The sequence below is a fragment of the Mucilaginibacter sp. P4_D1 genome, assembly GCF_056401935.1.
In genome coordinates, this window is the sequence record NZ_JBFUIJ010000009.1 from 121,039 (window position 1) to 135,841 (window position 14,803).

The 14,803-nt window shown below is 43.5% G+C and carries 16 protein-coding genes; 14 read left to right on the top strand and 2 right to left on the bottom strand.

The features are described 5' to 3' along the window. Window positions 1-22 precede the first annotated feature (22 nt). From AC1DV1_RS10990 to AC1DV1_RS11010, 5 genes are read left to right on the top strand one after another with little or no spacing between them, the layout of a single operon-like run. On the top strand, window positions 23-307 hold the full coding sequence (locus AC1DV1_RS10990; RefSeq protein ID WP_477358692.1) for a DUF6364 family protein: 285 nt from the start codon (window positions 23-25) through the stop codon (window positions 305-307). Continuing rightward, window positions 297-713, top strand: coding sequence for a type II toxin-antitoxin system VapC family toxin (locus tag AC1DV1_RS10995; RefSeq protein WP_477358694.1), 417 nt, complete (start codon window positions 297-299; stop codon window positions 711-713). The genes AC1DV1_RS10990 and AC1DV1_RS10995 overlap by 11 nt, the downstream gene beginning before the upstream one ends. Continuing rightward, on the top strand, window positions 713-1,747 hold the full coding sequence (gene pheS / locus AC1DV1_RS11000) for a phenylalanine--tRNA ligase subunit alpha (RefSeq protein WP_477358696.1): 1,035 nt from the start codon (window positions 713-715) through the stop codon (window positions 1,745-1,747). Before AC1DV1_RS10995 ends, pheS begins: the two co-directional genes overlap by 1 nt. Continuing rightward, a complete protein-coding gene (locus tag AC1DV1_RS11005; protein WP_477358699.1) occupies window positions 1,744-2,157 on the top strand; it encodes a Rieske (2Fe-2S) protein in 414 nt (137 codons plus the stop codon). Before pheS ends, AC1DV1_RS11005 begins: the two co-directional genes overlap by 4 nt. A gap of 3 nt (window positions 2,158-2,160) precedes the next feature. Further along, on the top strand, window positions 2,161-2,742 hold the full coding sequence (locus tag AC1DV1_RS11010; RefSeq protein ID WP_090652075.1) for a TetR/AcrR family transcriptional regulator: 582 nt from the start codon (window positions 2,161-2,163) through the stop codon (window positions 2,740-2,742). Between the two features lie 6 nt (window positions 2,743-2,748). Here the strand turns inward: AC1DV1_RS11010 and AC1DV1_RS11015 are convergent, their stop codons facing one another. Next, window positions 2,749-3,135, bottom strand: coding sequence for a hypothetical protein (locus AC1DV1_RS11015; protein ID WP_477358701.1), 387 nt, complete (start codon window positions 3,133-3,135; stop codon window positions 2,749-2,751). A 160-nt stretch (window positions 3,136-3,295) separates the two neighbouring features. On the opposite strand from AC1DV1_RS11015, the gene creD reads away from it, so the two are divergent. The 7 genes from creD (at window position 3,296) to AC1DV1_RS11050 (ending at window position 11,199) form a co-directional block, all read left to right on the top strand. Next, window positions 3,296-4,678 (top strand): cell envelope integrity protein CreD, encoded by a 1,383-nt coding sequence (gene creD, locus AC1DV1_RS11020; RefSeq protein WP_477358703.1) that lies wholly within the window; start codon window positions 3,296-3,298, stop codon window positions 4,676-4,678. A gap of 254 nt (window positions 4,679-4,932) precedes the next feature. Next, window positions 4,933-6,408 (top strand): DUF5687 family protein, encoded by a 1,476-nt coding sequence (locus AC1DV1_RS11025; RefSeq protein ID WP_477358705.1) that lies wholly within the window; start codon window positions 4,933-4,935, stop codon window positions 6,406-6,408. A 2-nt stretch (window positions 6,409-6,410) separates the two neighbouring features. Continuing rightward, complete coding sequence (locus AC1DV1_RS11030) at window positions 6,411-7,139, top strand: ABC transporter ATP-binding protein (RefSeq protein ID WP_477358707.1); 729 nt, start codon at window positions 6,411-6,413, stop codon at window positions 7,137-7,139. Window positions 7,140-7,162: 23 nt separating this feature from the next. Further along, window positions 7,163-7,747 (top strand): Crp/Fnr family transcriptional regulator, encoded by a 585-nt coding sequence (locus AC1DV1_RS11035; RefSeq protein WP_477358709.1) that lies wholly within the window; start codon window positions 7,163-7,165, stop codon window positions 7,745-7,747. 151 nt (window positions 7,748-7,898) lie between these two features. Then, window positions 7,899-8,615: a pirin family protein gene (locus tag AC1DV1_RS11040; protein WP_477358712.1), complete on the top strand. Its 717-nt coding sequence runs from the start codon at window positions 7,899-7,901 to the stop codon at window positions 8,613-8,615. A 141-nt stretch (window positions 8,616-8,756) separates the two neighbouring features. Continuing rightward, window positions 8,757-9,056 carry a hypothetical protein gene (locus AC1DV1_RS11045; protein WP_477358715.1) on the top strand — a complete coding sequence of 100 codons (300 nt, stop codon included), beginning with the start codon at window positions 8,757-8,759 and terminating at the stop codon, window positions 9,054-9,056. Window positions 9,057-9,348: 292 nt separating this feature from the next. Beyond that, complete coding sequence (locus AC1DV1_RS11050) at window positions 9,349-11,199, top strand: DNA topoisomerase 3 (protein WP_477358718.1); 1,851 nt, start codon at window positions 9,349-9,351, stop codon at window positions 11,197-11,199. Window positions 11,200-11,718: 519 nt separating this feature from the next. Here the strand turns inward: AC1DV1_RS11050 and AC1DV1_RS11055 are convergent. Next, window positions 11,719-12,588 carry a LysR family transcriptional regulator gene (locus tag AC1DV1_RS11055; protein WP_477358722.1) on the bottom strand — a complete coding sequence of 290 codons (870 nt, stop codon included), beginning with the start codon at window positions 12,586-12,588 and terminating at the stop codon, window positions 11,719-11,721. A 134-nt stretch (window positions 12,589-12,722) separates the two neighbouring features. On the opposite strand from AC1DV1_RS11055, the gene AC1DV1_RS11060 reads away from it, so the two are divergent. Next, on the top strand, window positions 12,723-14,090 hold the full coding sequence (locus AC1DV1_RS11060) for an MATE family efflux transporter (protein ID WP_477358725.1): 1,368 nt from the start codon (window positions 12,723-12,725) through the stop codon (window positions 14,088-14,090). Between the two features lie 10 nt (window positions 14,091-14,100). After that, on the top strand, window positions 14,101-14,646 hold the full coding sequence (locus AC1DV1_RS11065; protein WP_477358730.1) for a GNAT family N-acetyltransferase: 546 nt from the start codon (window positions 14,101-14,103) through the stop codon (window positions 14,644-14,646). The last annotated feature ends 157 nt before the right edge of the window (window positions 14,647-14,803 follow it).

Here is a 14,803-nt window from a genome sequence, read left to right on the forward strand (position 1 = left end):
TTGTACGTATAAATGACTTGTTATGGAAAGTACAAAGCTAACCTTGAGTGTTAAATCAGATTCTGTGCCCCGCATGAAAGAATATGCGAAACGCAAGCATACAAGTGTTTCTAAGTTGGTGCAGGAGTATTTTGATAAAATAGAGGAACAGGAAAAAAAGGAAGACCCTCTAATAGAAAAATACAAAAACACAGAAATCCCTGAATGGATTCAAAGTTTAACGGGTATTTTAAAAGGGAAATATCCCGAGAACATGGATTACAAGGATATGAAGTACGAATATTTTAAAGAAAAATATGATCTATAAACGCCTATTCTTAGATAGTGATGTTTTATTGGATATGTTTTTAAAAAGGGAGTCGTTTTTCTTTTACACTCAAATTTTGTTAATTGAGAGTGAAAAAAGAAAACTCGAATTAAAAACCTCGTCGTTGATAATTGCAAACATAAGTTATATATTAAGAAAGCAGATAGGCATATCTACAACTAAAGAAAACATAAAGAAATTAGCCGAATCAATCGATATATTGCCATTTGAAAAAGATGCTATAGATTTTGCTTTAGCAAGTAACATTGTCGATTTCGAAGACACGATTCAATGTTTTATTGCTAAGAAGAGTAACTGTGATTTAATTATCACCCGTAATATAAAAGACTATAAGAACGCCTTGATCCCTGTGTTAACAGCAGAACAATTTTTAAGAACACTATAATGCAAAATAAAATAGACCAATACGCCGCCGAAATAAAGGCCTTTGCTTCTGCCAAGGCTGATGAACTGGAAGCGTTCCGCATAAAATTTTTAGGTACCAAGGGAATTATCAAAGATCTTTTTGAAGAATTTAAAACCGTTGGCCCCGAAGAAAAACGCACTTTTGGTAAAGTACTTAACGAGTTTAAACAGTTAGCCGAGGCAAAATATAACGAGTTAAAAGAAACTCACAACTCACAACTCACAACTCACAACTCAGATATCGATTTAACGTTGCCTGGCGACGGCTTTACTGTTGGGTCACGTCATCCGCTATCCTTGGTGCGAAACGAGATCATTGATATTTTTAAACGCCTTGGATTCGTAGTTGCCGAGGGCCCGGAGATTGAAGACGACTGGCATAACTTTTCGGCATTAAATTTTCCCGAAGAACACCCGGCCCGTGACATGCAGGACACGTTTTTTATTAAAAAGAACAGTGGTAAGGATGATATCGCATTGCGTACGCATACCTCATCGGTACAGGTGAGGATGATGGAGCACGGCAAGCCGCCGTTCCGCGCTATAATGCCGGGCCGCGTTTACCGTAACGAAGCAATATCTGCGCGTGCCCATTGCTTTTTTCACCAGGTAGAGGGGTTATATGTTGATGAAAACGTATCATTTGCCGATTTAAAGCAAACACTTTATCACTTTGTGCAAGAGCTTTATGGCGAGGGTACCCAGGTAAGGTTCAGGCCATCGTACTTCCCGTTTACCGAACCATCTGCCGAAATGGATATATCCTGTACCATTTGTAAAGGTTCAGGCTGTAATATGTGTAAATACAGTGGCTGGGTCGAGATTTTGGGCTGCGGTATGGTTGACCCTAACGTTTTGGAAAATTGCGGTATCGATAGTAAGAAATTTACCGGTTTTGCGTTTGGTATGGGTATGGAACGAATTGCCAACCTCAAATATGTTATCCGCGATCTACGTTTATTTTCTGAAAATGACGCGCGCTTTCTAAAACAGTTCACTACAGAGATGCTATGAGGAAATTGCTGGCGATAGTGCTTATTGGCTTGTGCTGTTTTTCATGTGGCAAAGCAACAGACAATATACCCAGTGTACCCGTGAACTTTTCGGCACCCATAAATGATCCGCGCCTGGCGCCGCTTACCAGTGGCGGCGGCGTAGTTTTTATAAGCGGCTATGGCGTTGCCGGTTTAATTATTTACCGTACCGGATCTGGCCAATATGTAGCTTATGACCGGTGCAGCAGCTATCAGCCCGAAAAAAAATGCGCGGTTACTTTGGATGCTTCGGGCTTTTCGGTAACCGATCCCTGCAGTGGTTCCAAGTTTTCTTTAGCCGATGGTACGCCTGTAAAAGCGCCGGCCACCAAATCATTAAGGGCATATAGTGTGAGTGTCTATAATTTTCAGATATTTGTATCCAATTGATACATGGAAGCCGATAAAATTAAAGACAGTATAAAGCGGGCAGCGCAAGATTTATTCCGCAAATTCGGTTACCATAAAACCAGCGTTAACGAAATAGCCAAAAAAGCAAGAATCGCAAAAGCCACTATCTACAAGTATTTTGATAGTAAAGAGGCGGTATTGCATATTTTGCTGATGGACTATATTAAAGCCAGCGTTGATGACCTGGTGCAGAGCAACACACCCGATATGGACGAAGAGGCCCACCTCAACAACCTTATCATGAAAACCTGCCGCCTGTCATACACCGTTTGCAACGAATTTATAGGCTGGGATTTTATCCGCGAATCAACCAACTCCCAGGACTTTTTAAAAAATCTGAGTAACGAGCTGGAAGAAATGCTAATGGCATCATTTATTCAACTGCCCGGAATCCGCAAACACGAAACCTATCACCAACGTTTACGCTTCCTGATCAAATGCAGCAAAAGCATCGTGTTCAGTTTTGCGTTTACCTCGGTAAGCGATTCGGATGTGCGCAAAAACTTTGTTTCTTTTCAAAAGGAGATATTGCCTTATTTGGTAAAGGCAGCGATTACGGTGTAGGTTAAGCTATTTAAAATTTAACTTTATCGGTCCGCTTTCTTCAACTTCCCAGATGGTTGAGTCATCAATGTTGATCGAATTTAAATTTAAAAAGCTATCTGCTTGCTGTAAGTAATCTTCGTCGTTGTCGCCAAGGCGGGGTATCGATATGATCTGTGGATCAATGTTAATTCTGCGGATCCGATCTGTCAGCAATATCAACGTAGCTTCCGAATAGGATGATGATGCATCCTTAGCCAATTCGCCATTTCCCTCAAATAGGAGATAGTCTGTCAGTAATATCGAAAAAAACTGCTTATCATGTTTATCATAATAAAATACTTCCGAGAATTTTACCGGTGATTGCTGCAGACCGGTTATGAGCCAATTATATATTTGTTCCTGGGTGGTCATCGCTTAAAGATACGGACTTAAAAATAAGTGAAGGATTTTAATAATAAACTTTGAAATGCAAAGTTCTTTTGTTTTATTTGTTGTGGGAAAAGCGGGCTGTGGAAACGGCCTCTATTTTTAATCGAAAACTTTGAAATGCAAAGTACTTTATCGAAATAACATGATACAACAAGAACCAAAAACACGCGGAATAATGGACTGGCTCAAGGAGTCGGTTACAGTTAAATTACTTTTTATCGGGGTGCTGATTATTGTATTGCTCATCCCCTCATCGCTGATTAATAACCTGATTAGTGAGCGCGCACAACGACAGGACGAAATGATAAATGATGTATCAGACAAATGGTCGGGCGAGCAGCTGGTAACGGGGCCGGTGTTGGTTATTCCCTACAGAAAACATATCCAAAAAACGGATACAGCTAACAAGGTAACCACGCAGGACGCTATGGAAAATCTTTATATCCTACCCGATAATTTGAATATTAAAGCAGGCCTTAATACACAGATATTGCACAGGGGCATTTTTGATGTAGCGGTTTATAATTCACTTGTTAAAGTATCCGGAAACTTTTCAAAGGCCAGCTTGGCCGGAGTTTCTTTAACCGCCGATCAGCTTGTGTTGGATAAAGCACGCTTGGTTTTTAGCATCACCGATTTAAAAGGGTTAAAAAACAACCCCATTGTTAAAGCTGGCGGCCAAACCCTGGCTGCCGAGCCTGTATTTAACAACGCCGTGTTGCCAGGCGAGGGCTTGCAGGCAGCCATAAATCTATCTGGAATAAAAGATGGTGAATTTACCTTTGATTATAGTCTTGATATGAAGGGAAGCCAGGAATTGAGCTTTTTGCACCTGGGCAAAACTACCGACGTACAAGCCAGCGGCAGTTGGGCCAGCCCAAGTTTTGATGGCCGCTACCTTCCCGACGAACGTACAGTGGATACCGGAGGTTTTAAATCGCATTGGAAAATGTTGTATTATAACCGACCCTTCCCGCAGCAATGGGTTGATGATACCAGGCTGCTAAGCAATGAGAAAAAACAAGCCGACGCTACATTCGGAATTAAACTTCGTTTACCCATTGATCAGTATCAAAAAACAACCCGCACCAGCAAGTATGCCATTTTAATTGTGCTGCTCACTTTTATCTCCCTGTTTTTAACAGAGGTTATCCGCAAGCAAAGCATTCATATTTTCAATTACGTTTTGATAGCCGCGGCCATGATCATTTACTACCTGCTACTGCTGTCCTTCTCTGAGCAAGTTGGTTTTAACTTTGCGTACCTTGTGGCCTCTGTTGCCATCATTGGCCTCGTAGCAACATTCATAGCCTCCATATTAAAAAACAGGATGGCGGCAGCGTTATTTGCTTTTATCCTATCGGTGTTTTACACCTTTATTTTCGTGATCATCCAGCTGGAAGACCTGGCGTTAATGGTAGGCAGTATAGCTTTGTTCATTATTGTAGGTGTGCTGATGTATTTTTCGCGGAAGATTAACTGGGATAAGCAGGAATCAATAAAAGTTGATGCGGCCAATAGCTAAATATTCTATTTTATAAAAACCTAAACTTTATTTTTATATACCATATACCGTTTTGGTATATGGTATAATATTATTATGTTTGCATAGTAAATTTAAATGTTATGAGCCGTGAACTAACAGATTTTTCAAAACAGGTAGAAGAGCAGTTCGATATTGAGTTTAATCCATTAACAGATATTATAAGCTATTTAATGGGTTTATTTCTTTAATGTTGCTACTTTTAAGTCTTGATTCTAAATCTTGACTCTATTTCTATGGTTACATCCTTTATCGGTCATGAATTAAAAGCCTTCTGGCGATCAAAAAATACAGGAAAAAGTATTGCCATCCGGGTGGTAATGGGCTTACTAATCCTTTACCTGTTTTTGAATGTGCTTGTGGTAGGCATATTTTTAGATAAAATGCTGGAGGGCATGTTCCCGGATGAGGATCTTGTGAAAGCCTTTTGCGGCATTATTCTTATTTACTTCCTGTTTGATTTGCTCATGCGGCTACAGTTGCAGGAGTTACCTACCTTGCGGGTGCAGCCCTATTTGCACCTGCCGGTAAAAAGGAACGCGCTGGTGCGCTACCTGGCCTTAACCGCGGCGTTGTCAATTTTTAATTTATGGCCTTTTGTACTGTTTTTGCCCTTTATATTCAAAGTGGTAGGTCCTGATTCGGGTGCATTGGTAAGCTTTGCCTTTGTTGTTGCTATTGCAGGGCTTACTGTATTTAACAATTACCTGGCGCTTTATATCAAGCGGAAATCAAACCTTAACGGCTGGGTGTTTTTGATTGCCGCTACCGTGTTAATATTGATTATTACCTGCGATTTCAGGTGGCATCTGTTCTCTACCAGGGATATCTCTTACGCCTTCTTCGGTCACCTGATTACCATGCCGGTACTGGCTTTGCTGCCATTTGTGCTGGCTGTGGTTATGTATTATTTAAACTTCTACTATCTTAAACAAAACCTTTACCTGGAAGAGCTTACCGCTCATAAAAAGGTATCATACAAAAGCAGCACCGATATACCGCTCCTTTCGCGCTTTGGGCAGGTTGGCGATTTGGTTGCCAACGAAATTAAGCTCATCCTGCGTAACAAACGGCCGCGGTCGGCCCTCATCATGGGGTTGTTTTTTATGTTTTACGGTTTGATTTTTTACACCAACAAACATTATGGGGAAAGTTGGTACCTGTTTGTTGGTATGTTTATGACGGGTATTTTTATCATTAATTATGGCCAGTTTATGTTTAGCTGGCAGGCATCGCATTTTGATGGTATACTGGTGAGCAAAATTAGCTTTACCGATTTTTTAAAAGCCAAGTATTTGCTTTTTACCCTGGTGTCAACCGTAGCCTTTTTTCTCACTACGCCATACGTTTACTTCGGGTGGACTATACTGCTGGTGCATTTTGTGATGTATTTGTGGAACATTGGGGTTAACACAACTATCGTGTTGTTTTTTGCTAACCGTAATGCCAAACGCATTGATCTGTCAAAAGGGGCGTCGTTTAACTGGGAGGGGGTGGGGGCCACCCAGATGCTGCTATCATTCCCGCTTATTTTAACACCATATATTATTTACATGCCTTTCGCGCTGTTTAAGCATGCCAATGTTGGCCTGGTTGTATTAGGTACTACAGGAGCGATATTCATTTTGACCCGTAACTTCTGGATCAAAAAACTTGGAGAGGATTTTGAACAAAAAAGATATACCATAGCCGAAGGCTTCAGAAATAAATAACAATGATTGAAATAAAAAGTCTGAAAAAGATATATAATGGCGTAACGGTAGTTGATGTACCGCACTTAATAATTAACAAAGGCGAAAGCGTTGGCCTGGTGGGCAATAACGGCGCTGGCAAAACAACCCTGTTCCGGATGATACTTGATCTTATCCGGCCCGAAACAGGCGAAGTATCATCCAACGGTGAAGTTGTGGCCGGGCATGAAAACTGGAAAAACTACACCGCATCATACCTTGACGAAGGTTTCCTGATAGATTACCTTACCCCCGAAGAGTATCTGTACTTTATAGGCGGCTTGCACCAGCAAAGTAAAGCCACCGTTGATGAAACCCTGGTAAAGCTATCTGATTTTTTTAACGGCGAGATCCTGAAAAAAGGCAAATACATCCGCGATTTATCCAAAGGCAACCAATGCAAGGTAGGTGTTGCATCCTGTGTGCTGCAAAAACCAGAATTGCTGATGCTTGATGAGCCCTTTGCCAACATTGATCCCAGTACTCAGTTCAGGCTAAAAAACATGCTGAAGGAGTTGAATAAGAACAATAATGTAACCAACTTCGTATCCAGCCATGACCTTAACCACATCACCGATGTGTGCGACCGTATCCTGCTGATGGAAAAGGGCGTGATCATCAAAGACATCGCCACCAATTCATCAACCCTTAAAGAATTGGAAAATTATTTTGGTGTAGGCCAGGAAGCAGAGGAACAGACTAAGGATATTTAGAGGGCCTTTTTTTACCTTTGCGCATGTCATTTACCCTTATACTAAACAACATCGCTAAACATATTCATTTAACCACGGATGAGCAGACCATTTTTACCGGTATGCTGCGGCCGCAAACCATAAAGCGCAAGCAATTTTGGTTGAGCGATGGCGATATATGCAAACACTCGGCCTTTGTAACCAGCGGGTGCCTGCGTGGCTTTACAGTTGATAAAAATGGCATTGAGCATGTGCTGAGCTTTGCCCCGGTAGATTGGTGGATGGCCGATATGTATAGCCTGATAAGCCAGAAACCCGGGATGCTAAACGTAGAGGCGTTGGAAGATACCGAGGTGCTGTTGCTGAGTAAAACTAACCAGGAAGCATTATATAAACAGATACCCAAGTTTGAGCACTTTTTCCGGGTATTGGTCGAGAATTCGCTGGTTGCAAGTCAGCAGCGGCTTATAGACGGCTTAAGCCTAACGGCGGAAGATCGCTACAACAATTTTTGCAAACGATATCCCACACTGATCTATACCCTGCCCCAAAAGCAAATAGCCTCATACATCGGCGTTACGCCGGAGTTTTTTAGCAGGATGAGGAAAAAGGTTGTACGTCATACGTAATACGTTTTACGTATAAGGCTTTACAAGTTATACGTATCACTTAAAACGTACCACGTATAACCTAATCCAGATGCAAATTCTTGACCTACATCAACTTCCCCTTGCCAATCCCGCTGTACCTTTACATCAACAAAACAGAGGAAACAACATCATGGCACAAACCATTTTACATAAAGCCGAAACACGTGGGCACGCCAACCACGGCTGGCTGAATAGTTACCATTCTTTCAGCTTTGGCAGTTATTACAACCCCGAAAGAATGAACTTTGGCGCACTACGCGTTTTAAACGACGATACTGTTGATGCGGGTATGGGCTTTGGCAAACATCCGCATGATAACATGGAGATCATCAGCATACCATTGGAAGGCAACCTGGAGCACGAAGACAGCATGAATAACGTGGCCGTTATCAAAAATGGCGACATCCAGGCTATGAGCGCCGGAACCGGTATTTACCATAGCGAGTATAACCAGGATCCAAACAAACGGGTAAAATTCCTGCAGATCTGGATTTATCCTAACCAGCGTAACGTGGAGCCCCGGTATGACCAGCTTACCCTGAACCTTGATGATCGCCACAATAAACTGCAACAGGTACTATCACCCAACCCGGATGATGCCGGCGTATGGATTCACCAGGACGCATGGTTCAATTTGGGTAAATTTGATGCAGGCGTAAGTACTGATTATACTATCCACAAACCCGGCAACGGCGTATACGCATTTGTATTAAGCGGAGAAGTGCAGATTGACGGCCAGGCCGTTGGCTCCCGTGATGCATTGGGCATTTGGGATACCGAAGCTTTTACCATCAACGCAAGTACCGATGCGGAATTTTTACTGATGGAAGTGCCGATGAGCTTTTGATGTTTTGAGGATCGGGTTGCGAGGGGCGTGGTTCGGGTGAAAATAAATTTCAACTTCGAGCCTCGCATCCCAACACCCTAACCACGCAACACGAACCAAAATGGAAACGCCTGAACCAAGCAACACGCAACACGAACCAAAATGGAAACAATACAAATTTTAGTCATCGGCCGTCACCCCGAAATATTGGCAACTGTAGTACGGCTGGTAAACAATAATCCGGCCTGGAATGCCACCGGCTGCCAAACCGACGATGAGGCTATCCAGGCTTTTGATGCGCAGGGTTTTACCCTGGTGCTTCTTGGTGGCGGCATCCCACCCGAATCAGAAAACCGGCTTAGCCAATACTTTCGTAATTGTAACCCTGATATCCGCATAGTACAGCACTACGGCGGCGGCAGCGGCTTACTTGCTGCAGAGATATACGAGGCGCTTGGTTAGTTCACTGGTTCACTTGTTTATTAGTTCATTGGTCTGGCAGGGGCTGGTTCATTGGTCTTTTCCGGTGGAGGCTTGATTTATAACGGCTTAGGATTAGTTCGCCCCTTCGTTGGTAATTAGTTTGCTTCGGGGGGCGCTTTAGTTTATATATTTGTTCCCCGGTTCTAAATTTATTTGTTGGCCGCCTCGTTCATAGTACTATTTGCAAACAAAGCAAGCTGTGTTATATGGAAGCGATGAGTATCAAACTATTCACCAATAAACTAATGAACCAGTGAACTAATGAACCAACATGAAAGTTATTATAGCCGAAAAGCCATCCGTTGCCCGCGAAATTGCCAAAGTATTTGGCGCTACCACCAAAAAAGACGGCTATATGGAGGGTAAGGGTTATACTTTTACCTGGGCATTTGGCCATTTGTTACAACTGGCAGCGCCGCAGGAATATGGCTATTACGGCTGGAGCGTTCAAAACCTGCCCATGCTGCCGCCCAAGTTTAAGCTCTCTATCCGTAAGGTAAAATCAAAGGATGGGATGATTGACGACCCATCTGTTAAAAAGCAACTGGATATTATCAAAAGCCTGTTTGATGAAGCTACCGAAATTATTGTAGCTACGGATGCAGGGCGCGAGGGTGAGCTCATCTTTCGCTATATCTATTACTATCTTAAATGCAAAAAACCTTTTAAAAGGCTCTGGATCTCGTCGCAAACGGATGAGGCTATTAAAGAAGGCTTCCGTAACCTGAAGCCGGGCAGCGATTACGATACGCTGTTCAATTCGGCGCATTGCCGCTCGCAGTCGGATTGGTTGGTGGGGATGAATGCCACGCAGGCCTTAACCCTCTCGTCGGGCAATAGGGGGGTGCTGTCGTTAGGCAGGGTGCAAACGCCTACACTTGCCATGATTTGCTCGCGCTACCTGGATAATAAAAACTTTGTACCACAACTTTATTACCAGGTAAGTATACAGCCCGATAAGGACGGACAGGTGTTCAAAGCCATCTCGGTAAATAACTTTAAAACTAAAGAGGAAGCGCAGGTTATTTTCGATAAGGTTGAAGATGTGGCATCGGGCTTTCCGCAGGGCGCCCATATTATTAATGTAGAGGCCAAGCCCCGTAAAGAACCACCACCCTTACTGCACGACCTGAGCAGCCTGCAGCAGGAAGCCAACAAACGCAAGGGCTTCACTGCCGACCAAACCCTTACCATACTGCAAAACCTGTACGAGGGCAAGCTGGTAACCTATCCGCGTACCGGCAGCCGTTATATTGGCGATGATGTATTTGCAGGCGTACCGGATTTAATTGAAAAACTAAAGGAGCACCCCGACTTTGGTAAACAGGCCACCCTATTATCTGGGGCTAAGCTGAGCAAGCGTAGTGTAAACGCCAAAAAGGTAACCGATCACCATGCCATATTAACCACCGGCGAGCCTCCTTACCAGTTAACACCCGATAAACAGGCTGTTTACGATATGGTTGCCGGCCGCATGCTGGAAGCTTTTCACCAGGATTGTATTAAGGAGATCACCAGGATCACTATCGAATCGGGTTCGTTGTTTATGGCCAGCGGTACCGTTATACAGACCCCTGGCTGGCGCGCCGTGTTTAACGATACCGACGACGAAAAGAAGGACGAGGAAAACCCAACCCTGCCCAAAGTACAACAGGGCGAAACGCTGCCTATTACAGATAAGGCTTTGTTAGAGAAACAAACCAAACCCAAATCCCTGTATAATGAAGCCAGCCTGCTTAAAGCTCTGGAAACGGCCGGAAAAGAGATTGACGACGAAGAGTTGCGTTACGCCATGAAGGATAGTGGCCTGGGCACCCCGGCTACCCGTGCCTCCATTATCGAAACATTATTAAAACGTAATTACATCCTGCGCGAAAAAAAGAACCTGGTACCCACTCCAACCGGGCTGGCGGTATACCAGGTGGTAAAAAATCAGCAAATAGCCCAGGCCGAACTGACAGGTAACTGGGAAAAACGCCTGGAAGAAATCCGTACCGGTGCATCTGTTGCCGATTTTCAGGAAGAGATTAAAACCTATACCCGCGCCATTACCCAGGAGTTATTGCGGGAAGGTAAGGCATTGAAGATTGAGCAGGTGGCAGTGGCAGCCTCATTAAGTTAGAAGGCTGGGTTTGATTAAAAATCCGAATAATGATTTGCGAACTTTCTGTTGGGCCAAGGCAAACGCATCTAATTGGGTTAACATAACTTAACACATTTCAGATAAAAAATTTATAAATATTTGATAATCAATATTTTATATTTTATCATGGTTAACACCGAACTGATAGTTGTTGGCCATGAATTTCGGCGGGTATCCTTCGTACCTACCCATGACATGTTTTCTTTTCGARRTGCGCYGGCCTGTCACCCTGAGCCTGTCGAAGGGGCGCGCGGAGAGGACTTTGCCCGCTATGCTTCGACAGGCTCAGCATGACAACGCTCTTTAGTATGTCATTTCCCCCTTCAGAATTTCGCGAAATTTTATAACTCAGGACGATAGGGAAATTGGATATGTCATACTGAGTTGTAAAATCCGGAAACTATGAAGTGAAAAATGACAAAAGAAAATGTTGATAGTACATGCTAATGGCCGGCAACAGCATAATGTTTTTTTTTAATTTGAACCTCATTCTCCTTCCTAAGCTAACCCCTCAACCATTCTTAAAATATTTTTCAATATAGGGCTGTGGTCATCCGTTCGCCAGTGTACAAACAGGTTGCTTTCAAAAGGAAGTTCAATAAAACGGATGCCCTGGTAGCCTTGATTGGCATAAGAGTAAGGCATTATGCTGATGCCAAATTGCCTGGTGATAAGCGAAATGATGGTTGACCCAAAATCGGATGTATAGGAAGACTCGGGCGATATGCCGTAGTGTTCAAACACCTGGTTGGTAAGCTGGCTGTAGCTGCTGCTGCTGTTGGAACGGGGCATAATAAACTTTTGCGTTTGTAACGATTCGGCGGTAATATCGGCCAGTTCCCTGAACGCATGATCCTGGGGCAATACCAGGGCCAGGTGATCTGTTTGTACTTTCATCGTGCTGATATTATCCAGCCGGTTTATATCGCGGCTGAATTTGAGGTCGATTTTGTATTTGGTTAAAAATTCCTGTTCGTCTTCATAGGCCAGCTGTATCATTTCAATCTTCAGTTCGGGATAACGGATGGAGATATCAAGTATCAGCTGCGGCAGGGTAGAAAACGAAATAGAATCAGGGTGCGCTATCCTGATGGACCCGGTTTCGCCGAGTTCGATTTTTTTGGCAAACTGGTGGATAAAATTAAACTCATCTACAATACCGGCCCATTTGGTTTTCAGGAATTCGCCGGCGGGGGTTAGCTTAACACTGCGCTTGGTACGCTCAAATAACTGCACATTTAACTCATCCTCCAACGATTTAATTTGCCTGCTTAATGCCGATTGGGTAATGTTTTGTTTGGCCGATGTATTCCAAAAATGAAGCTCATAGGCAAGGGCCAAAAAGTTTTTTATCTGCTGTAAATCCATAATTATTAATGCGTAAAAATCATTAATTAATCTAAAATAAGCATTTTTTAGCATTTATACATCAGTTACTTTTACAGCAAATAAAAATCCGCTTGATCTTTTTTAAAAAATATAAAACCCATTACAGCGCTACTATGCGTTTGGCTTACCCAGTAATGATATCGCAGGTGGGGCATCCGTTGGTGGGCTTTTCGGCATCCATTATATTGGGCCACTTTGCCGGTACAGTACCGCTTGCAGCGCTGGCTATTGCCAATGGGTTTTTCAACCTGATGCTTATTATTGCAATCGGCATATCCTATGGTATAACCCCGCTGGTTGCACGCGAAAACGGGGCAGGTAACTACCGGGAATGTGGCCGGCTATTGTCGCACAGCGTTATAGTTAATATCCTGACGGGGCTAATGCTGTTAATTATCACCTGGCTTGGCGGGCAATACTTAATAGCGCATATTGGTTTAGATACGGCTGTGGTGGCGCAGGCCAAACCTTTGTTGGTGTTGTTAGGATTATCTATTATCCCTTTGATGTTGTTTTTATCATTTAAGCAGTTTGCCGAAGGTTTGGGTTTTACCAGGCTGGCTATGCAGGTAAGCATTTGGGGTAATGTTATCAATATTGTAGTTGGTGTTATATTGGTAAAAGGCTTGTTTGGGATGCCGGCCATGGGCGCCAAAAGCATAGGTTACAGCGCCATTATCGATAGGGGGCTGATGGCTGTTGTTATGGCTACATTTGTGCTTAAAAAACAGCGGTTCAACAAATTTCTGCAAGGCTGCCACCCTTTTCAGTTTAATGCAGGGCGGTTCAAAAAAATAATGGGTACCAGCGTTCCCATTGTGTTGCAAAACATTTTCGAGATAAGCGCATTCAGCGCGGCGGTTTTTATAGTAGGTATAATTGGGGCCAGGCAGCTGGCAGCATACCAGATAGCCATGAACTATCTATCGTTTATCTATTACGCGGTTAACGGTATTGGCACTGCGGCGGCCATTCAAACAGGTTACTTTTTGGGGCAGGCAAAGTTTCATTTACTGCGGGCATCGGCATTGGCAAGCTATCACCTCACCGTGGTATTCCACCTGGTTACCGGGGTGCTGTTGTTGGTGCTAAAGGGCGTTTTGCCTAAAGTTATCTCGGTTGATCCGCAGGTGGTGAGTATGGTGGGCAACCTGTTTGTTATAGCTGCCGGATTAGAGGTTTTCGACGGCCTGCAGGTGGTGAGCCTGGGCATATTACGGGGCCTGGGCGATTTAAAATACCCGGTATTAATTAACCTGGCTGCTTACTGGGGCGTTGCCCTGCCGATGGCTTTTTTACTGGGCCTGCATACCCCTATGGGCTTAACAGGCGTTTGGCTTGGGCTTTATAGTGGTCTGCTGGTAGCATCGGCACTGCTTTATCTGCGTTTCAGGTACCTGACTAACACGAAATGTGTTGCTAATAACTTACCGGCAGCGCAAGAGAATTTATTTAACAATGTAGTACAATTTGAATCTTAATAATATCATCATGACCGATACAATGACCATGAACAGTGCCGGCATCCGGTTTATTAAAGTGGATATGCAAAACATCCAGGCTTTAAAAGCAATTGGCATCGAAACCTTTAACGAGGCCTTCGCGCATTTGAATACGCCAGAAAATATGGAGGATTACCTAACCGCAGCCTTTGCCGATGAGAAACTGGCAGGTGAGGTTAATAACCCTCATTCGGAATTTTACATGGCACAGGTTGATGGTATTATAGTTGGTTACGTAAAAGTTAACCACGGGCCAGCACAAACCGACGTAAAGGATGATAATGCTTTAGAAGTAGAAAGGATTTATGTGCTGAAAGCTTTTCACGGCAAAAAGGTGGGCCAGTTACTTTTTGATAAGGCATTTGAGATTGCCGTGCAGATGAAGAAAACCTATATATGGCTTGGTGTTTGGGAGCATAACGCCAAAGCGCTGGCTTTTTATAAAAAGAATGGTTTTGAGGTGTTTGGTTCGCATCCTTTTTGGCTGGGCGATGATTTGCAAACTGATTTGATGATGAAACGGTATTTGGATTGATGTGCAGGCTGCAAAATAGATGTTTTTGAGTCGGTATGAGCCGATAAGAGCCGATTGTGAGCCGAAAGTCACAAGTCCAGATCAAAACTATTTTCATTTCGACGAATCAGGGGGGCACCGAGCGACTGCGTGAGGAGAAATCTTCGACGCGCGCAGT